The organism is Rhodococcus sp. 15-649-2-2 (assembly GCF_002258645.1).
Lineage (GTDB): Bacteria > Actinomycetota > Actinomycetes > Mycobacteriales > Mycobacteriaceae > Rhodococcoides.
Map to the genome: position 1 here is coordinate 31,894 of NZ_NPFM01000026.1, position 25,162 is coordinate 57,055.

23 protein-coding genes and 2 pseudogenes are annotated in these 25,162 nt (G+C 64.0%); 12 read left to right on the forward strand and 13 right to left on the reverse strand.

From position 1 onward, the window contains the following. Window positions 1-73: 73 nt before the first annotated feature. Window positions 74-2,377 (reverse strand): excinuclease ABC subunit UvrA, encoded by a 2,304-nt coding sequence (locus CH305_RS16735; RefSeq protein ID WP_218828597.1) that lies wholly within the window; start codon window positions 2,375-2,377, stop codon window positions 74-76. 173 nt (window positions 2,378-2,550) lie between these two features. On the opposite strand from CH305_RS16735, the gene CH305_RS29485 reads away from it, so the two are divergent. Beyond that, entirely contained in the window at window positions 2,551-3,000 is a 450-nt protein-coding gene (locus CH305_RS29485) for a hypothetical protein (RefSeq protein ID WP_256983813.1), read from the forward strand. Window positions 3,001-3,038: 38 nt separating this feature from the next. Here CH305_RS29485 and CH305_RS16745 read toward each other — a convergent pair whose 3' ends face one another. After that, complete coding sequence (locus CH305_RS16745; protein WP_094704305.1) at window positions 3,039-3,572, reverse strand: DUF2231 domain-containing protein; 534 nt, start codon at window positions 3,570-3,572, stop codon at window positions 3,039-3,041. A gap of 89 nt (window positions 3,573-3,661) precedes the next feature. On the opposite strand from CH305_RS16745, the gene CH305_RS16750 reads away from it, so the two are divergent. Next, complete coding sequence (locus CH305_RS16750; protein ID WP_094704306.1) at window positions 3,662-5,158, forward strand: acyl-CoA synthetase; 1,497 nt, start codon at window positions 3,662-3,664, stop codon at window positions 5,156-5,158. Window positions 5,159-5,165: 7 nt separating this feature from the next. Here CH305_RS16750 and CH305_RS29750 read toward each other — a convergent pair. The 4 genes and pseudogenes from CH305_RS29750 to CH305_RS29695 form a co-directional block, all read right to left on the reverse strand. Continuing rightward, window positions 5,166-5,348 (reverse strand): annotated as a pseudogene (locus tag CH305_RS29750) (HNH endonuclease); the annotation flags it as partial. A gap of 9 nt (window positions 5,349-5,357) precedes the next feature. Next, window positions 5,358-6,785 (reverse strand): DUF222 domain-containing protein, encoded by a 1,428-nt coding sequence (locus CH305_RS16760; protein WP_256983814.1) that lies wholly within the window; start codon window positions 6,783-6,785, stop codon window positions 5,358-5,360. Window positions 6,786-6,831: 46 nt separating this feature from the next. After that, window positions 6,832-7,083 (reverse strand): DUF3253 domain-containing protein, encoded by a 252-nt coding sequence (locus CH305_RS29490; protein WP_230592547.1) that lies wholly within the window; start codon window positions 7,081-7,083, stop codon window positions 6,832-6,834. A gap of 15 nt (window positions 7,084-7,098) precedes the next feature. Beyond that, window positions 7,099-7,368 (reverse strand): annotated as a pseudogene (locus CH305_RS29695) (DUF2256 domain-containing protein); the annotation flags it as partial. Here CH305_RS29695 and CH305_RS16770 point away from each other — a divergent pair. The 3 genes from CH305_RS16770 (at window position 7,250) to CH305_RS16780 (ending at window position 9,724) form a co-directional block, all read left to right on the forward strand. Further along, window positions 7,250-7,816 (forward strand): peptide deformylase, encoded by a 567-nt coding sequence (locus CH305_RS16770; RefSeq protein WP_094704307.1) that lies wholly within the window; start codon window positions 7,250-7,252, stop codon window positions 7,814-7,816. The pseudogene CH305_RS29695 and the gene CH305_RS16770 sit on opposite strands and share 119 nt — an antisense overlap. Window positions 7,817-7,899: 83 nt before the next feature. After that, the gene (locus CH305_RS16775; protein ID WP_094704308.1) at window positions 7,900-8,313 is read left to right on the forward strand and encodes a hypothetical protein; all 414 of its coding nucleotides are present in this window, start codon (window positions 7,900-7,902) and stop codon (window positions 8,311-8,313) included. A 142-nt stretch (window positions 8,314-8,455) separates the two neighbouring features. Continuing rightward, the gene (locus CH305_RS16780; protein ID WP_094619725.1) at window positions 8,456-9,724 is read left to right on the forward strand and encodes a DUF4185 domain-containing protein; all 1,269 of its coding nucleotides are present in this window, start codon (window positions 8,456-8,458) and stop codon (window positions 9,722-9,724) included. Here CH305_RS16780 and CH305_RS16785 read toward each other — a convergent pair. Beyond that, window positions 9,657-10,319 carry a hypothetical protein gene (locus tag CH305_RS16785; protein ID WP_094704309.1) on the reverse strand — a complete coding sequence of 221 codons (663 nt, stop codon included), beginning with the start codon at window positions 10,317-10,319 and terminating at the stop codon, window positions 9,657-9,659. The two genes, CH305_RS16780 and CH305_RS16785, sit on opposite strands and share 68 nt — an antisense overlap. Continuing rightward, window positions 10,316-11,272, reverse strand: coding sequence for a hypothetical protein (locus tag CH305_RS29500; protein WP_256983816.1), 957 nt, complete (start codon window positions 11,270-11,272; stop codon window positions 10,316-10,318). The genes CH305_RS16785 and CH305_RS29500 overlap by 4 nt, the downstream gene beginning before the upstream one ends. A gap of 320 nt (window positions 11,273-11,592) precedes the next feature. On the opposite strand from CH305_RS29500, the gene CH305_RS16795 reads away from it, so the two are divergent. The 6 genes from CH305_RS16795 to CH305_RS16820 all read left to right on the forward strand — a co-directional run bounded on the left by CH305_RS16795 (window position 11,593) and on the right by CH305_RS16820 (window position 19,243). Next, the gene (locus CH305_RS16795; RefSeq protein WP_032394960.1) at window positions 11,593-12,573 is read left to right on the forward strand and encodes an ABC transporter permease; all 981 of its coding nucleotides are present in this window, start codon (window positions 11,593-11,595) and stop codon (window positions 12,571-12,573) included. Between the two features lie 32 nt (window positions 12,574-12,605). Further along, window positions 12,606-13,526 carry an ABC transporter permease gene (locus CH305_RS16800; RefSeq protein ID WP_080730695.1) on the forward strand — a complete coding sequence of 307 codons (921 nt, stop codon included), beginning with the start codon at window positions 12,606-12,608 and terminating at the stop codon, window positions 13,524-13,526. Then, window positions 13,519-15,420 carry an ABC transporter ATP-binding protein gene (locus CH305_RS16805; protein WP_094704310.1) on the forward strand — a complete coding sequence of 634 codons (1,902 nt, stop codon included), beginning with the start codon at window positions 13,519-13,521 and terminating at the stop codon, window positions 15,418-15,420. The genes CH305_RS16800 and CH305_RS16805 overlap by 8 nt, the downstream gene beginning before the upstream one ends. Before the next feature lie 35 nt (window positions 15,421-15,455). After that, window positions 15,456-17,144 carry an ABC transporter family substrate-binding protein gene (locus CH305_RS16810; protein WP_032404086.1) on the forward strand — a complete coding sequence of 563 codons (1,689 nt, stop codon included), beginning with the start codon at window positions 15,456-15,458 and terminating at the stop codon, window positions 17,142-17,144. A gap of 212 nt (window positions 17,145-17,356) precedes the next feature. After that, on the forward strand, window positions 17,357-17,797 hold the full coding sequence (locus tag CH305_RS16815) for a hypothetical protein (protein ID WP_141215857.1): 441 nt from the start codon (window positions 17,357-17,359) through the stop codon (window positions 17,795-17,797). 81 nt (window positions 17,798-17,878) lie between these two features. Next, window positions 17,879-19,243, forward strand: a complete 1,365-nt coding sequence (locus CH305_RS16820; RefSeq protein ID WP_094704312.1) for an acetamidase/formamidase family protein — start codon at window positions 17,879-17,881, stop codon at window positions 19,241-19,243. Between the two features lie 73 nt (window positions 19,244-19,316). On the opposite strand, the gene CH305_RS16825 is transcribed toward CH305_RS16820, so the two are convergent. Continuing rightward, entirely contained in the window at window positions 19,317-19,934 is a 618-nt protein-coding gene (locus CH305_RS16825; protein ID WP_179278318.1) for a TetR/AcrR family transcriptional regulator, read from the reverse strand. An 85-nt stretch (window positions 19,935-20,019) separates the two neighbouring features. On the opposite strand from CH305_RS16825, the gene CH305_RS16830 reads away from it, so the two are divergent. After that, window positions 20,020-21,372 carry a cytochrome P450 gene (locus CH305_RS16830; protein WP_094704313.1) on the forward strand — a complete coding sequence of 451 codons (1,353 nt, stop codon included), beginning with the start codon at window positions 20,020-20,022 and terminating at the stop codon, window positions 21,370-21,372. Window positions 21,373-21,374: 2 nt separating this feature from the next. Here CH305_RS16830 and CH305_RS16835 read toward each other — a convergent pair whose 3' ends face one another. The 4 genes from CH305_RS16835 to CH305_RS16850 form a co-directional block, all read right to left on the reverse strand. Further along, window positions 21,375-22,238, reverse strand: a complete 864-nt coding sequence (locus CH305_RS16835) for an alpha/beta fold hydrolase (protein WP_094704314.1) — start codon at window positions 22,236-22,238, stop codon at window positions 21,375-21,377. A gap of 47 nt (window positions 22,239-22,285) precedes the next feature. Further along, window positions 22,286-22,579, reverse strand: coding sequence for an antibiotic biosynthesis monooxygenase (locus tag CH305_RS16840; RefSeq protein WP_094704315.1), 294 nt, complete (start codon window positions 22,577-22,579; stop codon window positions 22,286-22,288). Window positions 22,580-22,646: 67 nt separating this feature from the next. Continuing rightward, window positions 22,647-24,023, reverse strand: a complete 1,377-nt coding sequence (locus tag CH305_RS16845) for an NAD-dependent succinate-semialdehyde dehydrogenase (protein WP_094704316.1) — start codon at window positions 24,021-24,023, stop codon at window positions 22,647-22,649. A gap of 67 nt (window positions 24,024-24,090) precedes the next feature. Continuing rightward, entirely contained in the window at window positions 24,091-25,035 is a 945-nt protein-coding gene (locus CH305_RS16850) for a helix-turn-helix domain-containing protein (protein ID WP_256983817.1), read from the reverse strand. Window positions 25,036-25,162 lie beyond the last annotated feature (127 nt).

Sequence of the window (25,162 nt, forward strand, 5' to 3'; positions counted from 1 at the left end):
TCGTGCCGATCGACGCTGCACTGCAACTCCTGTGTCCGATGTCCCTGGAGGGCCAACACTATCGGGTCTTCGGTCACCGTCCCAGGCTGCGCGCCAGGTACCGCCCGGTGTGGGTGTCCGAGGTGAGCAGCCCGTCCACCGGTCCGGTGAACGTGATCAGGCCGCCGTTGTGCCCGCCGTCGGGGCCGAGGTCGATGACCCAATCGGCGGCGGCAACGATGTCCAGGTTGTGTTCGATGACGATCACCGATCTGCCCTCGTCGACCATCCCGGACAGCAACGCGATCAGATTCGACACGTCCGACGGGTGTAGACCGGTCGTCGGTTCGTCGAGTACCAACACCGGTGACGATCCGACCAGCTCGGTGGCGAGCTTGAGGCGTTGGCGCTCGCCACCGGACAACGAGGAGAGGTTCTGGCCGAGGGAGAGGTAGCCGAGCCCCACGTCTCGGCACCGCCGCAGGATGTCGCGGATCTTCTTGATGTCGAAGAAGTCCTGCGCGTCCTCGACGGACATCTCGAAGATGTCGGCGATGCTGATGCCGTCGACGGTGTGCCGGATCGCGCCCGACCGAAATCGCCTGCCCTGGCACGTCTCGCACGTGCTGGTCACCGGGTCGGTGAAACCGAGGTCGGTGAAGATCACGCCACTGCCCTGGCAGTCGGGGCAGGCACCGTCGGAGTTGGGTGAGAACAGCGATGGCGGCTGGCCGGTCTTCTTGGCGAAGTACGCGCGGATCGGGTCGAGGAGTCCGGTGTACGTCGCGGGGGAGGAGCGGCGCGAGCCGCGGATGGGTGCCTGGTCGATGATCACGGCGTCCGGCGCGGCCTCGCGGAGGTGTCCGTGGATGAGCGAAGACTTTCCGGAACCGGCGACCCCGGTGACGGCGGTCAGCACCCCCAGCGGAACGTCGACGCTGACGTCGCGCAGATTGTGGGTGCTTGCTCCGGTGATGCTCAACCAGCCGGAAGGGGCACGCGGAGTGCGCAATTCGATGTTCTCGCGTCGTAGTGCGGCACCGGTCCGGGTGTCGGCGTCACGCAGCTCGTCGTAGGTTCCCTCGAACACGACTGTGCCGCCGGCCTTTCCAGCACCGGGTCCGATCTCGACGATGCGGTCGGCGATGGCCATCACCTCGGGGTCGTGCTCGACGACGAGGACGGTGTTGCCCTTGTCGCGGAGCGCGAGCAGCATGTCGTCGAGGCGGTGCACGTCGCGAGGATGCAACCCGGTGGTCGGCTCGTCGAAAACGTAGAGCATGTCGTTGAGTGTGGCTCCCAGGTGCCGGACCATCTTGATGCGCTGAGATTCACCACCGGAGAGCGACGACGTAGCGCGGTCCAGGCTGAGGTAGCCCAGTCCGAGATCGACGAGTCTGCGGAGCTGCGTGACGATTTCGCTCGTGAAGGTGCCCAAGCCCTTGATCTTCCAACCGTCGATGCGATCGGCGAGTTCGGATACCTGCATGGCGAACGCCTCGGGGAGGGAAAGCTCCTCGAGGGTGGCACCTCGGACGGTCTCGTTGTAGCGGGAGCCGCCGCAGGCCTCGCAGGTGCCCCGGGTGACGATGCGCTCGAACGCCAGCTTGGACTTTCCCTTGAGCGCATCGGCGTCCTTCGCCAGATAGCTGCGTCGGAAGCGGGAGACGATGCCCTCGTAGCTCTTCATGACTGCGTCGGGGTTCGTCACCTCGACCTCGCCGGGCTTGGCGTCGAAGAAGATGTGGCGCTCGCGGGCCGAGTACTGCTCGATCGGGACGTCCAGGTCGAACAGACCCGAGTCGGAGAACACCCGGTACGGCCATTTGCCGACCTCGAAGTCCGGATGCTTGAACGGCCCTTCTCGCAAGGACTTCGACTCGTCCACCAGTTCGCCGAGGTCGACGACCTTTGCTTCGCCGAGCCCCTCGCACTCGGGGCACATGCCGGCGGGGTCGTTGAACGAGAATGCGTTGGCGTACCCGATCGACGGAGTGATGCCTCGGGACCAGAGCATGCGCAGCCAGTCGCCGATGTCGGTGATGGTGCCGACCGTCGAACGCGGGCCACCAAAGAGTCGCTTCTGATCGACGATCACGACGGCCGACAGGTTGGCGATCAGATCCGCGTCGGGACGGCCGTAGGACGGAAGGAACGTCTGCGCGAACGCGGTGAACGTGGAGTTGATCTGCCGTTGAGCTTCGGCAGCGATGGTGTCGAACACGAGTGATGACTTCCCCGACCCGGAGACGCCCGCGAACACGACGAGCGAGCGTTTGGGCAGGTCGAGGTTCACATCGCGAAGATTGTTCTCGCGGGCACCTCGAACGACGATGGTGGACAGATCGTGGGCAGGTGTCGCTGGCGGAGTGGAGATCATCGGCTGGGCTGGAGTCATTGCGCGGGAGTCGCCTTTCGCCGCCCCCGGCGCTGGTTCGCCCGGGGCCGCCGCAGTCTACCGTACGGCGTACGGAAATGCTCGGAGAGCACCAGCCGTAACAGACTTACCGGTTTGGCGATCTCTCATGGGCACCGGTTGCATCAGGCTGTCGGTCGTGTCGAAAGGTATTCATGACGAGCAACAGTCGTTTCCGCGTGCGATCGACCATCGTGCTCGCCCTTCCTGTGTTCGTCCTCGCGGGCTGCGGATCCACGGACTCCACCGAACCCGAGGTTCGAACCGAAGTGCGGACAGTGACCGTGGAGGCGACCGCTCCCGCGCCCACAACGGCCGAAAGGACTGTCGTCCCGGACACCACCGCGTCCGAACCGCCTGCTGCGGAGCCCGTCCTCGTCGCCATGCCTCCGGTCGTGTGTATGAATCTGCAGACTGCTCAGAATGCGATTCAGGCGGCAGGGGTCTTCTACTCCCGGAGTGTCGATGCGTCCGGTGCGAGCCGGATGCAGGTCAACGACTCGAACTGGATTGTCGTAGCGCAGGATCCACCCGCAGGGACTCTCATCGGTGAGGGGGATGCACTGCTGTCCGCGGTGAAGGTCGGTGAGCCGAACAATTGCTGACAGGCTGCGGGCACCCGCCGGCGTCGGCACCGCGCGAATCACATGTCGTGCTTGCCGGTCAGGGCTGATTCCTCCCCGGTGGAGCTGTAGGCGAGGTGACCTCCGATGAGTCCACCCACGCTGGCGGAAGCGAGACCAGCCGCGGCGAGCGCTTTGGCAACACCGTCGGTGTGCTTGCGGCGTCGTAGGTAGGAGCCGAGGTACAGGAATACGCCGGTCGCGTTCGAGGCCGCGTGGATCATCCCGACCCGCCGCTGGCGAACGTTCATCGTCGACCAGTCGGCCCAACCGGTGGCGATAGCGGCGGGCGCGGACGCCAGCCCGACGGAGATGACCAGTTTGCTCGCCCGGGACTGGTGATTCATCAGGTCGAGAACCACTGCGCTCGTCCAGCTGCCGATGGTGATGTTGACCAGCGCTGGGTGGATCGGGTGTCCGATCCACCGGCCGCGGAGCGCGGAACCGACGGCGGTGTCGTCGAGTGCGGGCGCGAGGACTCCGTTGATCGCGTTGCCGGCTCCGTCGAGGAAGGAGGCCGATTCGAGGCTGTCGAGTGCTTGTTTGGCTGTCATACCTTCCCGCATGCCCCACTTGTCCGGTGCGAACCGTAAGGGCAGCCAAACACGGGAAGAAATGCTTGGACGTCCTATAACGTCGGGTGATGAGCAGCGGAACACGAGTGAACACCGTCGACGGCGTCCTGCGACGGTCGGCAGCGAAATTCCCCGACCGTCTCGCCGTGACGTTCGAGGGACGCAGTCACACCTACGGAGAACTCGATATCGCGGTTACCCGTGCCGCCCGACGACTGATCGCGTTGGGATTGAACAAGGGTGACCGCGTCGCGGCGTACGGCGTGAACTCGGATGCGTACGTCGTTGCGTTCCTTGCTTGTGCGCGAGCCGGATTGGTGCACGTTCCGATCAACTACGCGCTCGTGGGCGAGGAATTGCAGTACTTGCTGGAACAGTCGGGCTCCCGCGTGGTTCTCGTGGACCCGGCGTTGACGGCAACCCTCGAGTCCGTTCGTGGAGACCTGACGATCGAGCACGTGGTCTCCCTTCCCGATGTACTGGGCATAGACGGCGACGGCTCCGAACTCGAACCCGCCGCCGATTCGACCGACCTCGCTCAGTTGCTCTACACCTCCGGAACGACGTCGAAACCGAAGGGCGCGATGATGTCTCACGGTGCGCTGGTTGCGGAGTACGTCTCGTGTGTCATCGCGCTCGGGTTCACCCAGGACGACGATCCGCTGCTCGTGATGCCGATGTACCACTCGGCGGGGATGCACGTGTTCATGCTCCCGTACCTGTCTGTGGGTGCCACTGTGCGTTTGATGCGTAAGCCCGACGTTCCGGAAATCCTGCGCCGCATCGAAGAAGAGAAGATCAAGTCGCTGTTCCTGGCCCCGACGGTCTGGGTTCCGCTGGCCAATCACCCCGATCTGGAGACGCGCGACCTCTCGTCGTTGAAGAAGGCGCAGTACGGGTCGTCGATCATGCCGGTCACAGTGCTCACCCGACTGCGAGAGCGGTATCCGGACATCGAGTTCTACAACTGTTTCGGGCAGTCCGAAATAGGGCCGCTGGCAACGGTATTGCAGCCTGCCGAGCACGAAGCGAGGCCGGCGTCGTGCGGCCGCGCGGTGTTCTTCGTCGAGACCCGCGTCGTCGACGCCGACGGCAACGATGTGCCGGACGGTGAGCCCGGCGAGATCCTCTACCGTTCCCCTCAGTTGTGTGACGGCTACTGGGACAAGCCGGAGGCGACGGCAGATGCATTCTCGGACGGGTGGTTTCATTCCGGCGACCTGGTGACCCGCGATGCCGAAGGGTTCATCACCGTGGTCGACCGGATCAAGGACGTGATCAATACCGGCGGCATTCTCGTCGCGTCACGCGAAGTGGAGGATGCGATCTACACCCATTCGGCGGTGGCCGAGGTCGCGGTGATCGGGACCCCCGACGACCGGTGGATCGAGGCGGTGACGGCTGTCGTTGTGCTGAAAGACGGGCAGGAGTTGTCGGCGGAGGCGTTGATCGACCACGTCAAGGGTCGCATCGCGCCGTTCAAGGTGCCCAAGACCGTCACGTTCGTCGACGAGTTACCGCGCAACCAGAGCGGGAAGCTGCTCAAGCGAGAGTTGCGCGGTTGACCTGTCCTCAGGCTGCTCGCCGTTTTCGTCGGTGGTAGCTGGGGATGGGTTGTCTTGGGGGGTCGACGGATTCGGGTGGGATGGCGTAGGGGTGTCCGTCGTCGCCCATGATCATTTGCCAGTCGCCGTGGTGGACGAGTCGGTGGCATTCTCCGCAGACCAGCGCGAGGTTGTTCAGATCGGTTACGCCACCGTCTTCTCAGAATTTCACGTGGTGGGCTTGGCACCACTGCGCGGGGCGGCCACACATCACGCAGCAGGTGTCGCGGATGGTCAGGGCGATGCGTTGGTCGTCGCTGGCGAGTCTGGTGGTGCGCCCAAGCGCGAGAGGGACACCGTGGTGGTCGACGATGACCGGGGTCAGGTCTGCGTCGCAGGTGAGAAGTTCTGCAAGGAAGCGACTGATCGGGCCGGTCCAGTCGAGGTGGAACGGCCAGTCGGCGTCGCCCGGCTCGGGCGCAGACTTCTGCGCGGCACGATCACCACCGGCAGTATCACCACCGGCTGTTGCTTCGCCGCGAGCGTCGGTATGGCCTCGGGCAGCGCCATCGGAACGCGGGTCGGTGGGACCGGTGCTGTCGCCCTCTTCGCGGCGCACTGCATCAACGCTGGAACCGACCCTGTCGTGGCCGGCACCGGTTCCCGTCGAATCCGTTGTTGCGCTTCTGGGTTGCTCTTTGCCGCCGTGGGCGAGCAGGTCTCGTAGTGGGACGATCAGGTGCACCGACGCCCGCGACTCACCTGCAGTTCCGCGGGTGCTGCCGTGTAGGTGTCGGTCGAGGATCTGATCGAGTGCGTCGGCCCGACGTCGCGAGGGACCACGTGGGTCGCGTTCGCCACCGGGACCTGGCCGCGGTGCAGTCAACGGCGACAAAGCGGTGAGCAGTTTCTCGGCGAGAAGCCGGTCGGCGTTGCCACCGAATTGATAGCGGCCGTTGGCAAGGGGATGAAGATCGAATCGGTTCAGGTCCGGGTTCTCCGACACCGGTGCCGGCGCGGGAGTCGGCGGAACAGGCTCGGGTGCAGGCGGTTCCGGATTGGGCAGCCTGCCGCTTGGAGTCGCTGAGTGATCGCTCCGTCCCGCCTGATCTTGATGCTCCGGCTCCCTCTTTTCCTGCTCTCGTTGTTGTTGCTCGCGTCGGTCCTTCTCGTGTCGAGCTCGGGCGTCGTCCGCCGCAGAGTGCGCCAGTGCTTGCGCACGTGAGGTGACCTGACCGGCGGTATTGCGTATCGCGGTGTCGAGGAGTTCGGCGACGATTGCGTCGCGTCGTTGCTCGTCGAGGGTGGGGTCTGCCAGCAGGACGACGTCGTAGCCCTCGGCGATTGCTGCGGCGTGAGCGGCGTGAATCTCACCGCAGGCGAGGGCATCGAGCACAGTGTGGTGATCGTGCAGCCAGTACCCCAGTGCGTTCTGGCGGGCCGCTGATCCGTCGGTGATTCGGACCGATCGGGCGTACCAGCGGGTGACGGACGAGTGACCGAGTTTCATCGCCAAGCCGCGTCGGTCGATTTCGGCGAGCAGTGTCAATCTGGTTGCAGCGAGTGCGTTTTCGAGGGAGGTCACGTCAGAGAGCTCGGAGACCAATTCCTGGTTCGCGAGCCCGAACACATCCCCCCATGTCTTCACACAACGAAAGCTATACCCACCCACCGACACGTTTTTACGACGCCGGTCAACGCTTCCAACGAATACGGATCGGGCCCTTCGCAGTCGAGGGATCGACCACGGACCCCTTCTGGGTGATCTCGACTTCTCCCGCGTCGACCATGCGGCGAGCAGCGCGGCGGACCGGCTCCATCAGCTCGCGCCATCCGTCGTCGGACAGTGCTCGTGCCACGTCGGAGGGGCAGATCGTGGCGTCGCGGGATCTGGCGTCGAGCAGGGTGCGGATCTTGTCTTCGAGCTCTTTGTCGGTGGTGCTCACCTTGTGTCGCCGGCATGTGTCGCTGCAGTACTTGATGTCATCCCAGTTCTTCTCCCACTTCTTGCGCCACTCGATTCTCCGCCCGCACGATGCGCAGACCTTGTCCGCGGGGTGAGCCGTGGGGGAGCGACGGGAGTGAGCCATACTTCGACAGTAACCTCGTCGCATGGCGATTCGATCCATCCTCATTGCCGGCGACCCGCGTCTGACGACCCGAGCCACTCCCGTCACCGAGTTCGATGCGGAACTGGCGGCGTTCGTGGACGACCTGTTCGAGACGAACATCGCCGCACACGGGGCGGGCCTCGCTGCCAATCAGGTCGGTGATCCGCGTGCAGCTTTCGTCTACGACCTGCGCGACGGCGGAGTGCGTCACCGCGGGCACGTGATCAATCCCGTGCTCGAGACGTCGCCGATCCCGGAGACGATGCCCGCCCCGGAGGACTCCGAAGGGTGTCTGTCGGTCCCGGGGGAGCGGTACCCCACGGGACGCGCCGAGTGGGCCCGCGTCACCGGCGTCGATATGGAGGGGAACGCGGTGACGGTCGAGGGCGAGGGCTACTTGGCTCGGTGTCTGCAGCACGAGTGCGACCATCTCGCCGGACATCTGTATCTCGACCGTCTGATCGGCCGCAATCAGCGTGCAGCGAAGAAGATGATCAAAGCCAATGGGTGGTCGGTACCAGGCAACAGCTGGCTGCCCGGATCCGACTCGAATCCGTTCGGTTGGTGATCAGCACGCCCCGGTGACGGCGCACGCTGTCGAACGCTCCTTATTCAAACGGCGCTGCCGCCGAACACGGCACACTGGAAACCATGACCCCAATCGAAGCTCCCATCGTCGCCGAGCGGCTCGGCCGTCGCCTCACGGTGTGGGGTGGTGGAAGTGTGCTCGCCGGAGCGGTGTTGGCGTTGCGCGGCTCGTCGCCCGCACGACGAGCGTTCGGTCTGCAGACGGCCGGGTGGGGTGCGATCGATCTCGCGATCGCGGGTGCCGGCGCACTGAGTTCGAAGCCGCCGACGGCTGCGAGCCTGAGCCGGCTGCTGTGGATCAATGCCGGTCTCGACGTCCTCTACATCGCGACCGGTGCGCACATCGCCGTCAGGAAGCCTCGCTTCGGCCGCCGGATCACTGCCGACCAGGCGTTGGGCCACGGAACAGCAGTTGTGGTCCAAGGCGTAGCCCTGCTGGTTCTGGACACGGCGCACGCCCGCATGATCAGCGGCTAATCACACGAGTGTCATTCCCGCCGTAGTCGATTTGTCAAGTACCAACACGCCCCATTTGTTGCGCGATAAGTAGATTTGCGTAACACTCGTCCCATCAGTCACATGAGTATCGTGAGTCACACGGGAAACGGTGGGTTCGTCCATGCGTGTACGTAGTCGGCAGATCGCTGTCGGGGCTGTCCTGGCACTGGCAGTGAGCGGGCTCAGCGCTCTGACCGCGCCTACCGTCTCGGCCGAGCCGTGTGGTGGTCTCGGCGGACCGGGCTCGTCGCCGCTCTTCGGGTCCTCGGGCAGCGCGGGGATGTCGGGCAAGAACCCCCAGGGTCCGCAGGGGCCTCTTCCGCGCATCACCGGCAACACGCAGAGCATCGCCTGGGTCACCGGCCCGCAGAGCGTGAACGACACCTACAACACTTTGGCGATGTCGGGAACCGACCTGGGCATCAGCTGGGACAACGGCTCCGGCCAGATCCTGACGGCGTTCGGCGACACGTTCGGTGATTGCTCCTCGGGAAATGCGCAGTGGCGCAGCAATGCTCTGTTCCGGTCGGACAAGGCGTCGACCGATCTCTCACAAGGAATCAAGATCGGCCCGGCCGACCCGAACAACAGCACCTCGGGTGCTGTTGTCCGAGCCAACAATCCACGCTACGCCGCCGAGATCATCTCGAGCGCAAAGCTACCGAGCGTCGAGGACACCACCATCCCCACGGCGGCCATCGCGATCGGCAGCACCCAGTACATCAACTACATGTCCGTGCAGAGCTGGGGCGCACCCGGTCGCTGGATCACGAACTACTCCGCGACGGCCAAATCGACCGACAACGGCCAGAATTGGACGACGGATCCCAAGACGATCCGCGTCAACAAGGGCGTCACGATCCCCGGCTTCACCAATGTCCACGAGAGCCAAGGGAAATTCCAGCAGAGTGCCTACGTACTGAGCCGCGATGGCAAGACCCTGTACCAGTTCGGCACCCCCAACGGGCGATTCGGTGATGCCTTCGTCTCACGAGTCGCGTCGGCCGACATCGAGAATCTCGACGCGTACGAGTACTCGACGCAGGATCCCGACCCAACCAAGCAGTGGTCCAAGAACATCGGCGATACCGTCGCTATCGTCAAGGGACCGGTCAGCGAGATGTCCGTTGCGTGGAGCGACTACCTCGGCCGTTACGTGATGATGTACGGGGACGAGAACTCTCGTACGTTGGTCGCGCGTACTGCCGAGAATCCAGAGGGGCCGTGGAGCGCGCCGAAGACGATCCTCGATGCCAACCAGACGGCCGGCGGTATCTACGCACCGTTCATTCATCCGATGTCGAGCGGAAAAGATTTGTACTTCACTGCATCTCGGTGGTCGGACTACAACGTGCTGCTGCTGAAGACGAACCTCGATGCGCTGAAGTGAGCTTCGCCGATCGTTCGATGGCGGCTTCCAGGTAGGCGTCGACGTCCTGATCGAGCGCTGCGGAGAGCAGCCCGCGGCGAATCGTCGAGCGATATCTGCTCGACGGTGCGCCGGGCTCCCGCACGATCGAGCTGGTCAGCGTGAAGGCCGGAATTCCGTCGATGTCCGGAAGCCGCAGCAGTGCATCGTATTTCCCGTGGAAGCTCTCGCCCTCGCGATCCACTTCCAGCTGCGACCACTGTCCGACGGCGAGCGACTCCGTCGCCCCGACATCGATGGCTGCGACGACGTTCTCGACCGCGGCCAGGTGAGCGAACTGGGCTCGTTCGATCAGATAGCCGTGCGCTACAGAACGATTCGTAGGATCGACCGTCGTCGACACGAAGGCGGATGCTCCGGTCCAGCGCCGGGATACTCCCGCGAAGTACAGCGCATGATCGATCCACAGCCACCGTTGTTCGGCAGGTAGTGACGAGGTGGGTGCCGGCGGGTGCGCGCCGAACTCCGAGTGCTCGTCGGATCCGGTCAGGTAGGTATAGAACCTCTCGCGCAGCAGATTGGACCCGTACGAGACGTACCACAGCCGTTCGCTCATTCGGCCTCGAACAGCTGCCGGTACGCCTCGGCGAGTAGGTCGGCCGCGAGATCGTGGTTGTGTGCCGCTGCGCCCGTTGAGTTTCCGGACCGCATCAGTCGAGCGTTGAGGCCGTAGGCGAGGTCGTCGAACGTGTCGTCGTCGATACCCAGGTCGACGTCCACGTCCTCTTCCAGCAGCGCCCCGAGGTCGATCGACCACGACCACACGCGTTCGTCTCGATACGGTCCGCGTCCGGCGCTGACGGTCTCGTTGGAGATCTCGAGCTGCTCGTCGGTCCGGTCGCGCGGAACGTTGGTATTGATGCGCAGGTCCAGCTCGATCGTGTCGTCGTCGTGCATGATCTCGTCGACGCGGAGGGTCTCGAATCCGCCGCACGTCAGCGTCAGTAGACGTCGCGGACCGGTGTCGTCCTGTGCGTCGGACAGGGCGCTGATCTGCCACAGGTACTTCTCGGTGTTCGCCGGATCGGGGATCGAGGAGTTGATGTAGTCGGCCACGATGCTGCGGATGGCGGGGTAAGCGATGTGGTCGGAGAGCTCCCAGAACCGTCGACGGCTCTGCCCGACGGCCGCGTCCAGCAGCGTTGCGCGCTTGGCGCGTTCCTTCGGCAATGCGGCTTTCGCGCTCGGTGCGTCGCCGATCGCGGTCGGCTCCGCCGGACGCTGACGCAGGTCGGTCAGTTGCGAGACCAGCGCTGTCAACTGCTCGAGCTTGTCCTCGGTTCCGGGGGTGAAGTCGAGCGACTCGATGTCGGCCCAGATGACGCGGTCGGCGGCGAATTGGGCTGCCACGGAGTGGGAGTATCCGACGAAGGCCTCGTCGTTCGTGAAGTGCAGGACGTACAGCCCGGATCGGTGATCCTTGGCCGCGAAGGTCGTGGCGATGGATCCGGCATCGATGACATCGAACCGCTCGAAGGCGAACCCGTCGGGTGTGGAATCAGTCGGCATGGTCGAGAATCTACCGATGTGAGATGAAAGCACCTATTTCCGGCCTTGTCCGCAATGTCGGGAATTCGTTCCAGAAACCGATGATTTAGGTGAACCTTCGTAAACTCGACGTTCAGACTTGTTCTGGCACCGCCTGTTCCGCATTGTCCGATGTACCGGAGGTACTTCCGCTACCGTGAACGAAAGACGAATTCGTGGTGCTATCTTGTGGAATGTCTGTTTCCACCGCTAACGAAACAAGCAGGTAACACGCGGTGTGAACAATGCCGAGAGCAGTGCCATCGGGCACGGCCGTGGTGCTCGATGGAAGGTGGTTGCGCGTGGGCGGTTATCTTGCGCGGAGGTTGCTGAACTACGTCGTCCTACTGCTCATCGCGACGTTTCTGACCTACCTTCTGGCCTCGCTCACGTTCGATCCGCTGTCCAATCTGCTCAGTCGCAATCCGCCGCCCTCGAGCGCTGTACTCGACGCCAAGCGCGCGGCGCTGCATCTGGACGACAACCCCGTGCTGCGCTATCTGAAGTGGCTGTGGGCTGTGCTTCATGGCGACTTCGGTCAGACCATCGCGGCCGGCTCCGTCAACGACGAACTGTGGCGACGCATCCTCGTCTCGCTGCGGTTGGTAGTGCTCGGCACCGTCCTGGGCGCAGTGCTCGGCACGCTCGTCGGTGCGTACGGTGCCGTCCGGCAGTACAAGATCTTCGATCACGTCGCGACTGTCGTGACGTTCATCCTCATCAGCACTCCGATCCTGGTTCTGGCACCGGTTCTCAAATACCTTGCTGTGCAGGTCAATCAGAGCACCGGAAGCCAGTTCTTCCAATACACCGGTGAGACGTCGACAACGCTCGCCCCCGGTCTGATGAACGAAATTATCGACCGCGCACAGCATTTGCTGTTGCCGACCGTCGTGCTGATGTTGTTCACCATCGGCGGTTACAGCCGCTACATGCGCAGCTCCATGCTCGACGAGCTGAACATGGACTACATCCGCACGGCCCGCGGCAAAGGGCTCACCCGCGGCCGTGCGATCTTCAAGCACGGTTTCCGTACTGCTCTGATCCCGATGGCGACGCTGTTCGCGTTCGGTATGGGCGCGGTGATCACCGGTGCCACGTTCACCGAGCGCGTCTTCGGTTGGTACGGCATGGGGGATTGGCTGATCTACGGCATCACCAGTCAGGACATCAACATCACGCTCGCGGTTTCGCTGTTCACGGCTCTGTCGGTGCTCGTCTCCGGCATGTTGACCGACATCTTCACCGCCGCTCTCGACCCGCGCGTTCGCTACGCGGACTGACCCACCACCTCGGACGAAAGAAAGGACTGGCGATGGCGACACCCGTGGTTCCCGAGATCACCGCGGTGGACGGCCCGAGCGATTCGACGGCTCCGATCACCCGCAGGCGCTTGGTGCTGCGCCGGTTCCTGCGCAACCGGCCGGCGCTGGTGGGCATCGTGGTACTCGTGGCGATGTTCGTCGGCGCATTCGTGCTCCCGCATTTCATCCCGTTCACCTACGAGGAACTCGACGCGTACGCGCTCAACTCGCCGCCGACCACCCGGCATTGGTTCGGCACCAACCAGATCGGGCAGGACGTCCTGGCTCAGACGTTGCGTGGTCTGCAGAAGTCGCTGATCATCGGCATGCTCGTCGCGTTGATCTCCACGGTGCTCGCCGGTGTCGTCGGTGCGGTGGCGGGGTATTTCGGCGGTTGGACCGACCGCGCGCTGATGTGGGTCGCCGATGTTCTGCTCGTCGTCCCTAGCTTCCTGGTCATCGCGATCTGCTCACCGCTGTTCCGCGACAAGAGCTTCTTCATCCTGGTGCTGCTGCTTGCGGCGTTCGCGTGGATGATCACCTCGCGCATCATCCGGGCGATGACGCGATCTCTGCGCGAGCGCGAATTCATCCGTGCCGCAAAGTACATGGGTGCAACGCCGAGCAGCGTGATCGGCAAGCACGTGCTGCCGTCGATGGCCTCGATCCTCATCGTCGACGTCACGCTCAACGTGGGTATCGCCATCATCGGTGAGGCGTCGCTGAGCTACTTCGGCTTCGGTGTCCAGCGGCCCGACGTCTCGCTCGGCACACTGATCGCGGACGGTACGTCGTCCGCGTTGACGTATCCGTGGCTGTTCGCGTTCTGCTGTGGCGCACTGGTATTGATCGTGCTCGCGACGAACTTCGTCGGCGACGGCCTGCGCGACGCATTCGATCCGAACTCGACGAGGGGACAGGCACGTGGCTGAGACTGTGCCGGTGTTGAAGGTCAGCGGACTCGAAGTCAGCTTCCCGAGTGAAGAAGGCCGTGTCACGGCAGTGCGTGGCCTGGACTACCAGGTCGACAAGGGCGAGGTCATGGCAATCGTCGGCGAATCCGGCTCCGGAAAGTCGGTCTCGTCCCTGGCCGTCATGGGGTTGCTCCCGCAGAGCGCACGCGTCACCGGGTCCATCGAGCTGAACGGCCGTCAGCTGCTCGGACTGTCCGATCGCGAGATGTCTCGTGAGCGTGGGTGTTCGGTGGCGATGATCTCGCAGGACCCGCTGACGGCGCTGACTCCCATCTACCGCATCGGCGATCAGATCGCCGAAGCGATCTCCGTACACAATCCGTCGCTGAGCAAGGCGAAGGTCGAGGAGCGCACCCTGGAGTTGCTCGATCTGGTCGGCATCTCCGATCCGAAAACGCGGGCGAAGTCGTATCCGCACGAGTTCTCCGGCGGTATGCGCCAACGCGTCGTCATCGCGATGGCCATCGCGAACGATCCCGATCTCATCATCGCCGACGAGCCCACCACTGCTCTCGACGTGACGATCCAGGCGCAGATCCTCGACCTGCTGCGCACGGCCCGTGACGTCACCGGAGCAGGCGTCGTGTTCATCACGCACGACCTGGGAGTCGTTGCCGGAGTTGCCGATCGGGCCATGGTGATGTACGCCGGGCGCGCCGTCGAAACTGCTCCGGTGGACGAGCTGTACGCACACCCGTCGATGCCCTACACGGTGGGCTTGCTCGGCTCCGTCCCTCGCCCGGACCGTCCTGCGCAGGAGCGGCTGGTGCCCATCGAGGGTACGCCGCCCGCGCTGGTGAATCTTCCGACGGGCTGCCCGTTCGGGCCTCGATGCCCGTTGCACACGGAGGCCTGCGACAAGGGTGAACCGCCGCTGATTCAGGTTGCCCCGAATCACAGCGCGGCGTGCATCCGCATCGATGCGGCCACAGCCGAGTCGGTGGAGGCCGAGTTCGAGGGTGCCCCGCGGTCGGAGGCACCGGCGGAGTTGGTGGTGACCGTGCCGAAGGATGCTCCGGTGCTGTCGGTGACCGATCTGCACAAGAGCTACCCGATGTTCAAGGGCTCCGTGCTGCGGCGTCGGGCCGGGGACGTGCCTGCCGTACAAGGCATCAGCTTCGACGTGCACGCCGGATCCACTCTGGCCATCGTCGGTGAATCCGGGTGCGGCAAGTCGACGACCCTGCTCGAGATCATGGAATTCGTGAAGCCGCAGCAAGGCTCGATCGAGATCAACGGCGTCGAGCCCTACAGCCTGAGCCGCGCCGAGCAACGAAAGTTGCGCGCACACATCCAGATCGTCTTCCAGGACCCGATGGGCTCGCTCGATCCCCGCATGCCGGTGGGGGAGATCATCGCCGAACCGTTGAAGATCAACGGCGTCCCGGTCGACGAGCGCACCCGCAGGGTTCGGGAACTGATGGACACCGTCGGAATGCGTCCCGAGCTCGCGGATCGGTATCCCACCCAGTTCTCCGGCGGGCAGCGTCAACGTGTCGGTATTGCACGGGCTTTGGCGTTGAAGCCGTCGATCCTGGTCCTCGACGAGCCTGTGTCTGCGCTCGACGTGTCGATCCAGGCGGGCGTGCTGAACCTACTGCAGGATCTGCAGGAGGAGCTCGGTCTGGCATATCTGTTCGTCTCGCACGATCTGTCGGTGGTGCGCCACCTCGCCGACGAAGTGGCCGTGATGCGCAACGGAGTGTTCGTGGAGAAGGGCCCGACGGCGCAGATCTTCGACGCACCCCAGGACCCGTACACACGGGCACTACTGAAAGCCATCCCCATCCCCGATCCCGTGCTCCAACGAGCCCGAATCGCCGAGGCCGCAAAACTGGCCGACGCCATCTGACCCGCAAGATACGGCACACTGAGAAAGGTGAACTGATGAGAGCCAAGCTATTTCGGGCACTGGTCCCGATCGCGGTGGCCGTGACCACTGTGGGACTGGTGGCGGGGTGCAGCTCCGGCGATACCGGGCCCAACCCCGATGCTCCTGCGTCCTTCGACAGCGGTGCACAGATCAATCCGCATCCGATCAGCGATCTGCAACAGGGCGGGAACATGAACTTCCCGCTCTCGCAGGTGCCGACCAATTACAACTACTTCCAAATCGACGGCACAACGGTCGATGCCGCGCGGTACTACGCCGCGCTGATGCCGACGGCGTTCAAGGCAGCGCCCGACGCGAGCCTGTCGACCGCGACCGATTTCTTCACCGACATCACCGAGTCGGAGGTCGACGGCAAGCAGGTCATCACCTACAACATCAACCCGAAGGCCAAGTGGAGCACAGGCCGTCCGTTGGACTACACCGACCTCATCGCCCAATGGACTGCTAACAGCGGCAAGGACCCGGCGTACGAGGCATCGTCGACGGCCGGGTACGACAAGGTCGAATCGGTCGTCCGCGGCGAGAACGACCAGCAGGTGATCCTGACGTACGCCGAGAAGTTCGGCGACTGGCGTTCGCTGTTCGTGCCCCTGATGCCTGCGGAATCAATGAGCAGTGTCGACGCATTCAACACCGGGTCGGTGAGCACGATGCCCGCCACCGCAGGACCGTTCCGCATCCGGACCATCGAGCCGGGTGGCAAACGCATTGTTGCTGAGCGCAACCCCGACTGGTGGGGCGAGAATCCGGCTGTGCTCGATACCATCACGTACCTGCCTCTCGACACCACGGCCTCCATCGGCGCGTTGCAGAGCGGCGAGATCGACTACTTCGAACTGGGCAGCAGTGCCGATGCATTCAAGGTTGCCCGAGGCATTCCGGACGTCGACCTTCGGCAGAGCCTCGGGTCGCAGTACCGGCACTTCGACTTCAACGGTGCGCCGGGTCGGATCACGTCCGACAAGGCCGTGCGGCTGGCCCTGATGAAGGCAATCGACCGCGACTATTTGGCCACGTCGCAGCTCGGTCAGATCACGTCGAATCCGACGGTGCTCAACAGCCACATCTACGTCGACGGTCAGAAGGGCTATCAGGCCAACAACGGCGATATCACCTTCGACCCCGAGAAGGCCAAGTCCGAGCTCGACGCAGCTGGTTGGACAATGAACGGTGAGTTCCGCTCGAAGGACGGCCAGCAGCTCGATCTACACGACATCATTCCTGCCGATACCCCGAATGCGACGCAGGAAGCGCAGATCATCCAGCAGAACCTCAAGGCTGTCGGCGCCAACCTCATCATCGATGCGGTGCCGTCGGACGACTTCTTCGAGAAGTACATTCTGGTCGGTGCTTTCGACGTCACGCACTTCACCTGGGAAGGAACGCCGTACACCTCCAGCAGTGACGGCATCTTCCGTTTGACGCCCGGCAGTACGTTGCAGAACTACGGCCAGGTCGGGTCCGAGGAGATCAACGGTCTGCTCGACAAGGCGGCCGGCGAGCTCGACGACGATGCACGTATCGCCGACTACAACGAGGCGGACAAGGCGATTTGGGCGGAAGGCCACAGCCTGACGATGTTCCAGCGTCCGTTCACCTACGCGACGAAGTCGAATCTCGCGAACTTCGGAGCACCGGGATTCGGCGATCTCGACTACTCGAAGGTCGGGTTCCTGAAATAAAGAACGGGCTCGGCTATCCGGTCGGTGTCGCGGCAGCCACTCTGGTTGTCGCGGCATCGACCGTTGTCGTCATCGCACCACTGAGCGTGTTCGTTGCGCTCGTCGTCCTTGTCTGGACGGGTTGGTCGATGGCGTGCGCCGTACTCGCCCGCCGGTCAGCCAAGTCCGGGCCTGTACGAACCACCGTGCGGCGAGTTCGGTTTCAACACCGCATGCGGTCGCGCGGTTACCTGGAGGTCCACGAGAACAAAGGGCGGGCCTGGTACCCGATCTACTTTCACACCGGGCTGCTGGCGATCATCCCGGACGCTGGCGCGCACGCGAGCAGGTCGATCCTCGGACGCCGCGCCTTTGTCGTCGAACCGGGGATAGTTGCGCTGCCGTCGGGGCGTCGTCGCACCTCGTTACCTCCCGGAACACCCCTCGATGCCCCTCGTCTCAACGAGTCCGATCTACGCACGCGCAGTGAAAGATTCGGATCGCTGCGCCGCCGAATCATGCTCGACGCCCCCGCCGCGGTGGCCGGCCCGATCATCGGCCTGCTGTGGCTGATCGTCGACGGGGGAGGATTCGCTCAGTTCCTCGCAGTCACTCTGCTGGCTGCAGTCACCGCGCTCTGGTGGTCGGCAATCGGGGGCAGCGACCCCAGCTGAGCAATTGGGGCGACGCGCGTTCGTAACTGCCGAGAAACACCCCTGATCTACGTTCGAGATTCGGACAATTCAGGAGGCACCATGGCGCGGTCGATGGCGGAGCAGGCAGCGGAGACGATCACCAAGGGGATCGGTCGTCGCGGATTCATCCAGGCGGTGGCCGCACTGGGCGCGGGTGTCGGGATCGCCGGAACGGCAGCGTGTTCTACGTCGTCGACGAGCACCGCCGCCGCGAGTTCGTCGGCACCGGCACCTACCGCTGCAGGGATTCTTCAGCCCGGAGCCGGCGACATCTCCGGCGATCACTACCTGAGCTCGGAGGTCGACAAGGTCCTGTGGGGCTATGTCCCGACGGTCGAGTCCGAATCGGTGCTGCAGATGAAGTCCGGTGAAACGGTGACCATCGACGCGCTCAGCCATGAGGGGATCCTCGAGGACCAGGGCCGCGACCCCGTCGAGTTCTTCGGCGGCAAAGGTGTTTCCGAGTCCGATGTGCTGCAGGACGCGATCGACATTGCCGGCGGGTACGACCGGACGGTCCGCAACTTCGACGTCGACGGACCGCACGTGGTGACGGGTCCGGTGTTCGTCGAGGGTGCGCAGCGCGGCGACGTGCTCAAGATCGAGACGCTCGAGGTGATTCCACGCGTTCCGTATGGCGTGGTGTCGAGCAGGCACGGCAAGGGATCTCTGGCGGTCACCGCGTCCGGTGAGGCACCTGCGGGCATCAGCCTGGACGAAGTCATGCCGCCGATCGGAAGCGATGGCAGAAAGTCGGGTGACCCGACGCAGTACGGCAACGTGTCCACGTTCACCGCGGTCGAGGACGGGCAGGGCGTGATGCGGTACGGCGATGCGGCCGTGCGCTTTCCACTGCGACCGTTCATGGGCATGATGGGCGTTGCGTTCGCCAGTGACCCGGGTCTGACGTCACCGAACGCCAATTCGATTCCCCCGACGCTCGGCGGCGGCAACATCGATGTCGGTCTGCTCGGCGTCGGATCGACGTTCTATCTCCCCGTGTTCGCCGAGGGAGCGTTGTTCTACGTCGGTGATCCACACATGGCGATGGGCGACGGCGAGGTGGCGCTCACCGCGATGGAGGGGTCGCTGCGCGGCACCTTCCGTCTCACCGTCTGCAAGGCAGGCAGTGGAGACGCACCGTCCGTCGCGTACTCGTATCCCTTTGCCGAGAACGAGGATTCGTGGATCCCGATCGGCCTGTCCGATCCGGACGGTGCCGTCGGAGGCCAGAGTTCGGACCTCAACGCCGCCATGCGTCGCGCCGTGGTCAACGCTTTGGATTTCCTCGAGACGGATCTCGGCATGGACCGCGCGACGGCCTACGCGTACCTCTCCGCGGCCGCGAACTTCACCGTCTCGCAGGTGGTCGACAAGACGGTCGGCGTGCACGGCCAGATCTCGAAGGCACACTTCGACCGGTAGGAGTGCGCCTTCGGCGCAGTGGTGCGTTCGAGTGCCTCAGCGGGCACCTGATCACACCACTGCCGAAGGCACCTCAGCGGTGCGCCGTCGCGATGAACTGCCGGGTTGCGGCGTCGACGATGTCGCCTGGGGTGATGTCTATTTCGTCGTTCAGCCAGGCAATCACGAGTTCGGCGAGTCCGCCGATGAACAGCAGGCCGTTGATCTCCGATTGCGGTTGCGGAAAAGCCTGCTCACCGTAGAGTTCGCGTGATTGTTCGGCAACCAGATGGGCGAAGGCGCGCATGGACTTTCGTCGGTACGCCCGGAGTGAGTCGACGGCCAGCGATTCGATCATCGCGACGCGGCCCTTACGTGGGTCCTCGGTGAGCACGCCGACGAACGCGGCGATGGCGTTGTGCACCTGTTCCTCGACGGTAGGTGCGGGGGAGTGCAGCGCGTCGAGCGCCTTGGCTCGGATCTCGTCGGATATCGAATCCACCACTCGTTCGAGTAGATCGTCTCTGCTGCTGAAGTTTTCGTAGAAATAGCGTTCGGTCAGCTTGGCGTGCGCGCAGATGGCGGTCATGGTTGCACCCTTGGCCCCGGCAGCCGCGAATACCTCGAGCCCGGCATCGAGCAAACGGGCCCGACGGTCGGCAAGGCGATCGTCGGCGCTCATGCCGTTGTAGCGGCGCGTGGTGGAGGCCATGGATAGATCTTGACAGACGGAGCGCGTGTGACGCAGACTACATCTCATCTGACAGGCCGCTCTGTCAGATGGATGGAGGTCGACAATGGCACGTGCTTTGGCTGCTCCACCTGTTGATTCAACGCTCGAGCCGGTGTTCGGCGATGGCGGTCTGCCGGTAATCGGTCACACCCTCGAGTACATCCGCGACCCCCTCAAGCTGTTGGGTAGTCGGTGGGAGAAGTACGGCGAGGTGTCGTGGTTGACGATGGCCGGCCAGAAGTGGATCACCGTCCTCGGGCCGAACGCGTGCCAGCAGGTGCTGCAGAACGCGGACAAAGCGTTCGTCAACGGTGACGGATGGTCTCTGCTGATCGGACCGTTCTTCCACGGCGGGCTGATGTTGCTCGACTCCGAGGTGCATCTCCGGCACCGCCGAATCATGCAGCAGGCGTTCACTCGCGATCGGCTCACCAAATCCGTCGACGCGTTGAACCCCGTCACGGCAACAGGATTGGACGCTTGGCAGGGCGGACGCGACTTTCAGGTCTACCCGGCGCTCAAAGCGCTGACGCTCGAGGTCGCAACATCCATCTTCATGGGCGGGGCCGAGGACAGTACCGATGCCGACATCGCAGAACTCAATGCCAGTTTCGTGGCGTGTGTCCAGGCCGCGACCTCTATCGTGCGCTATCGGGTTCCGGGTACCCGCTGGAAGCGGGGGCTGGACGGCCGGGCTGTGCTCGACGACTTCTTCCGCCGCTACCTACCGGCGAGGCGCGCACAGGAAACCGACGACCTCTTCTCGGTTCTGTGCCACATCGAAGGGGACAACGGCGAGCGTTTCTCGGACGACGAAGTGATCGACCACATGATCTTCCTGCTCATGGCTGCGCACGACACGTCCACGATCACGCTCTCGACGATGATGCAGTACCTCGGCCAGCATCCGGAGTGGCAGAACAAGTGTCGTGCCGAGTCCGAGTCGCTGGGCACCGATGCGCCGACGCTGGCGCAGCTCGACGAACTGCCCAGCGTCGACCTGGTCATGAAGGAATGCTTGCGTTTGGTGTCGCCGACCCCGGTGGTCGCCCGCCGCGCAATCAAGGACACCGAGGTGCAGGGCAAGTTCGTCCCCGCGGGGACGTATGCGTCGGTCGCCCCGCACTTCACGCACCACATGGCGCAGTACTGGCCCAACCCCGAGGAGTTCGACCCCGGCCGATTCGCCGACGACCGTCGTGAGGACAAGGTTCATCGCTATGCGTGGGAGCCGTTCGGCGGCGGTGTGCACAAGTGCATCGGGATGTTCTTCGCCGGCGCGGAGATCAAGACGATCATGCATCACCTGCTGCTGCGGTTCGACTGGTCGGTCGATCCCGATTACGTTGCGCCACTGAACTTCACGTCCCTGCCCTTTCCCGAGGACGGGCAGCCCGTGCAGCTGCGAAAGCGGTAGGTCTATCCGGCGCGGTCGGTGAGCCAGCCGACGATGTTCGCGGTGACCTCGTCGCGGTTGGTTTCGTTGAGAATTTCGTGGCGGGCACCGGGGTACAGAGTGACGGTCACGTCGCTCATGCCGGCCTCGCGGTATCGGGCAGCAAGGGTTTCGATCAACTGACCTCCGCCCGCGAGCGGATCGTCGGTTCCCGACGTGATCAGGAGTGGCAGGTCGGAGCGGATCTGCTCGAGGTTGTGTGGATCGGCGAGCTTCTCGGCCTCACCGAACAAGGCAGGGACCGTCGACTCGGGGAGGTCGAAGCCGCACAGCGGGTCGGCGACATAGGCGTCCACTTCGGCCTCGTCGCGAGAGAGCCATTCGTATCCGGTGCGGTGCTCGAAGGCGACGTTGAACACGCTCAGGTCCCCGGCGGGGGCGTCGGCCATTCCGGCGGCGAGAACGTCCAGCGTGGTCGATCCCGACAACACCACACCCTCGTACAGATCCGATCGCTCGATCAGAACATGCTGCGCGGCAAACGAACCCATCGAGTGAGCGAACAGGAACAGTGGCAGGTCCGGGTACTCGTTCAGCAACGATTCGCCGAGTTGCTCGATGTCGGCCCACAACCCGGCGAACGCGGCAGCCCCGAAGTCGCCCGGTGTGTCGACGATCGACTCTCCGTGGCCGCGATGATCGGACGCGACGACTTGGAATCCGGCGTCGTTCAGTGCAGCGGCGAAGCGGGCGTAGCGGCTGCCGTGTTCGGCGAGACCGTGCGCGATCTGTACGACGCCGCGAGCCGGATCGACGGACGTGGTCCAGGTGTAGGTGCTGATCTCGATGTCGTCCTGCTTGGATACGAACGACGAAGCGTTGGCCACGAAAATCTCCTCGGAGCGGCGATGGGGACGAGACTCGAACCTATCTCTTAGGCCTTCGATATCGGTTCGAAATGCTCGACGACGGGAAACGGCTCGTAGAAGTGATGCAACAGGGTCTTCCAGTCCCGATACCGGTCGGACTGTCGAAAGCCTTCGGTGTGGTCTTCGAGGCGTTCCCACTGCACCAGCAGCAGATACGTATTCGGCTGCTCGATGCCCTTGGACAGTGTCAGCTTCACGAACCCCGGCATCGAGGAGATGATCGACTTCGCGTCGGCGAACGCGGCCTCGAATTCGTCGGTTCGACTGGGGACGTGCAACAAAGCATGTTCGACGATCATCGGAACAGTATGACCGCGGCATGACAAAGCTCCCCGGACAACTGCCCGGGGAGCCATGTCAACAGATCTATTTCGCTGAAACTCTGACGAGCTTCTTGTTCATGAACTCGTCCATGCCCCACGGTCCCAGTTCGCGGCCGACGCCGGAGCGCTTGACGCCGCCGAACGGCAGGCCGGGGAGTGTGGTGCCGTGTTCGTTGACGAAGGCCATGCCGACTTCGAGTTGCTCGGCGACGTCGCGGGCCTTGTCCAGGTCTGCGCTCCACACCGAGCCGCTCAGGCCGTATGCCGAGGAGTTCGCCAGTTCGATTGCCTGCTGCGGGCTTTCGACCTTGTAGATCACCGCTGCCGGTCCGAACAGCTCTTCGCTGTACGCACGCATGTCCGGGGTGACGTCGGTGAGCAGCGTCGGCTGGACAAATGCACCCGGCCCGTCGATCTTCTTGCCACCGGTGAGCAGTGTTGCGCCCTTGGCGACGGCGTCGTCGATCTGCTCGATCAACGTGTCGGCGGCGGTCTGCGACGACAGCGGGCCGAGGGTGGTGTTCGCGTCCAACGGGTCACCGGTCTGAACGGCCTCGAACGATGCGGTGAGCTTGGTGACGAAGTCGTCGTAGTACTCCTCGGCGACGAGGATGCGCTTGGCGGCGTTGCAGGCCTGGCCTGCGTTGGACAGCCGCGCCCGGGTTGCGGACTCGACCGTGGCGTCCATGTCGTCGGAGTCGAGCATGATGAACACGTCCGAGCCGCCGAGTTCGAGCACGACCTTCTTGAGGTTGCGTCCTGCGGTTTCGGCGACCGAGGTGCCGGCCCGCTCGCTACCGGTGAGCGAAACACCCTGCACGCGTGGGTCGGCGATCATGTCGGCGATCTGGTCGTTGGTCGCGAAGATGTTGATGTACGCGTCCTGGGGGAGTCCGGCCTGCTGGAAGATCTCCTCCATCAGCAAAGCCGACTGCGGGCAATTCGGTGCGTGCTTGAGCAGAATCGTATTGCCCACCATCAGGTTCGGGCCGGCGAACCGGGCCACCTGGTAGTACGGGAAGTTCCACGGCATGACGCCGACGAGGGCTCCCACCGGCTTGCGCTGCAGCACAGTGTCTTCCGCGCCGGGCACGTCGAGCGTCTCGTCCTCGAGCAGCGCGGGGCCGTTGTCGGCGTAGTAGCGGTAGATGTTCGAGGACAGCTCCACCTCGCCTTGGGATTCGGTGAGGGGCTTGCCCATTTCGATCGAGATGGTTCGGGCCAGTTCGTCGGAACGCTCGGTGTAGAGGTCGGCGACCTTGTGCAGAATTTCGGCACGGTGCTTAGGTGAGGTCTTGCGCCACGTCTGGAAACCGGCATGTGCGTCGGCCAGTGCGCGCTCGACGCCGGCCGCGTCGAGAGTCTCGAATTCCTTGACAGTTGTGCCGTCGGCAGGATTGACAGTTTTGTAGGTCGTCATGATCCGTTCAACGGTCGGGGAGGGGCCCGTTGTTCCTAATCGGGCAAATCGGATGCTCCGGCGGTGGTCAGGAAGGGGTCCGAGTTCCGGCGTCGCGGTGACGCGTCCGGTACTCCATGGGCGTGCAATCGAATTGACGACGGAATGTACGCGTCAGGTGCGAGCTGTCGTAGAAGCCCCACCGGGCGGCGATCTCGCCGAGGGTGACAGCGGGATCCGCGGTGAGGATGTCTCGTATCGCGCCGTTCATGCGTTCGTGGCGCACACATTCGGAGAAGGTGGTGCCTGCTGCGTTCAGTAGGCGGTGCATCGTGCGGGTCGAGATCATCGCCTCGCGCGCTGCGGCGTCGGCACTGACGCGGCCGGACGGTAGGGCTGTGCGAATGTAGTGGCGCATCATCATTCGGGTGGCGTTGTCGCGTGTCTCCGACTCGCGTGTGTTCGTCGTCGATCCGGCCACCGCGGTCAGCACGTCGACGAACGATCGATCGAGTGTCGCGAGCGCGCCGGGGTCGAGCGTCGAGCTCTCCTTCCACAGAACCGACATCATCGATCCCACCAGTGCACCCGCACCCGTCGTGGTGTCGATGCTGGTGCCCGTCACCGCGTCGGGATTACACAGCTCCCGCGGGATTCGGAACGAGAGCACTTTCCACATCTCTCTGCTCTCGGTCTCGCGGTACTCCATCTGGTACGGGCGGGTGGTGTCGAAAACGGTGATCGAACCAGGCGTGATCAGCGAGCGGCGTTCGTCCTGCTCCGCGAGGCATGTTCCTTTCAGCTGGAGGTTGACGAACACTGCGTCGAGCGGCGCCCGCGTGACTTCACGTCGACCGTGTTTGAGGACCTGGGTGACCGAGGAGATCTCGGCGCAGTTGACCACCGCCAGTTCCTGAGAGTCGACCCAACCCGGGACACCGTCGGGAACGGAGCTGCGGTCTCGTTGCGAGCGCCCTCGATGGGGAGCCAACGGTGTGAAGGCCTCGCACACCACGTCACCCCAGTAGCTCACCTGCTCCTGGGGGGCTCAGCCCGGACGTGGACCAGTACGGCACGATGGTCCTCCTCCCGTGGTGTCGGCATGTCCACTGGAACCGACGATAGATCGCCTGATCGACAGCTGTATTTCCCCGGCGTAA

Coding starts and splice junctions, on each gene's coding strand:
- CH305_RS16735 (WP_218828597.1), bottom strand. CDS start 2,377: ATGACTCCAGCCCAGCCGATGATCTCCACTCCGCCAGCGACACCTGCC.
- CH305_RS29485 (WP_256983813.1), top strand. CDS start 2,551: ATGACGAGCAACAGTCGTTTCCGCGTGCGATCGACCATCGTGCTCGCC.
- CH305_RS16745 (WP_094704305.1), bottom strand. CDS start 3,572: ATGACAGCCAAACAAGCACTCGACAGCCTCGAATCGGCCTCCTTCCTC.
- CH305_RS16750 (WP_094704306.1), top strand. CDS start 3,662: ATGAGCAGCGGAACACGAGTGAACACCGTCGACGGCGTCCTGCGACGG.
- CH305_RS16770 (WP_094704307.1), top strand. CDS start 7,250: ATGGCGATTCGATCCATCCTCATTGCCGGCGACCCGCGTCTGACGACC.
- CH305_RS16775 (WP_094704308.1), top strand. CDS start 7,900: ATGACCCCAATCGAAGCTCCCATCGTCGCCGAGCGGCTCGGCCGTCGC.
- CH305_RS16780 (WP_094619725.1), top strand. CDS start 8,456: ATGCGTGTACGTAGTCGGCAGATCGCTGTCGGGGCTGTCCTGGCACTG.
- CH305_RS16785 (WP_094704309.1), bottom strand. CDS start 10,319: ATGAGCGAACGGCTGTGGTACGTCTCGTACGGGTCCAATCTGCTGCGC.
- CH305_RS29500 (WP_256983816.1), bottom strand. CDS start 11,272: ATGCCGACTGATTCCACACCCGACGGGTTCGCCTTCGAGCGGTTCGAT.
- CH305_RS16800 (WP_080730695.1), top strand. CDS start 12,606: ATGGCGACACCCGTGGTTCCCGAGATCACCGCGGTGGACGGCCCGAGC.
- CH305_RS16810 (WP_032404086.1), top strand. CDS start 15,456: ATGAGAGCCAAGCTATTTCGGGCACTGGTCCCGATCGCGGTGGCCGTG.
- CH305_RS16815 (WP_141215857.1), top strand. CDS start 17,357: ATGCGGTCGCGCGGTTACCTGGAGGTCCACGAGAACAAAGGGCGGGCC.
- CH305_RS16820 (WP_094704312.1), top strand. CDS start 17,879: ATGGCGCGGTCGATGGCGGAGCAGGCAGCGGAGACGATCACCAAGGGG.
- CH305_RS16825 (WP_179278318.1), bottom strand. CDS start 19,934: ATGGCCTCCACCACGCGCCGCTACAACGGCATGAGCGCCGACGATCGC.
- CH305_RS16830 (WP_094704313.1), top strand. CDS start 20,020: ATGGCACGTGCTTTGGCTGCTCCACCTGTTGATTCAACGCTCGAGCCG.
- CH305_RS16840 (WP_094704315.1), bottom strand. CDS start 22,579: ATGATCGTCGAACATGCTTTGTTGCACGTCCCCAGTCGAACCGACGAA.
- CH305_RS16845 (WP_094704316.1), bottom strand. CDS start 24,023: ATGACGACCTACAAAACTGTCAATCCTGCCGACGGCACAACTGTCAAG.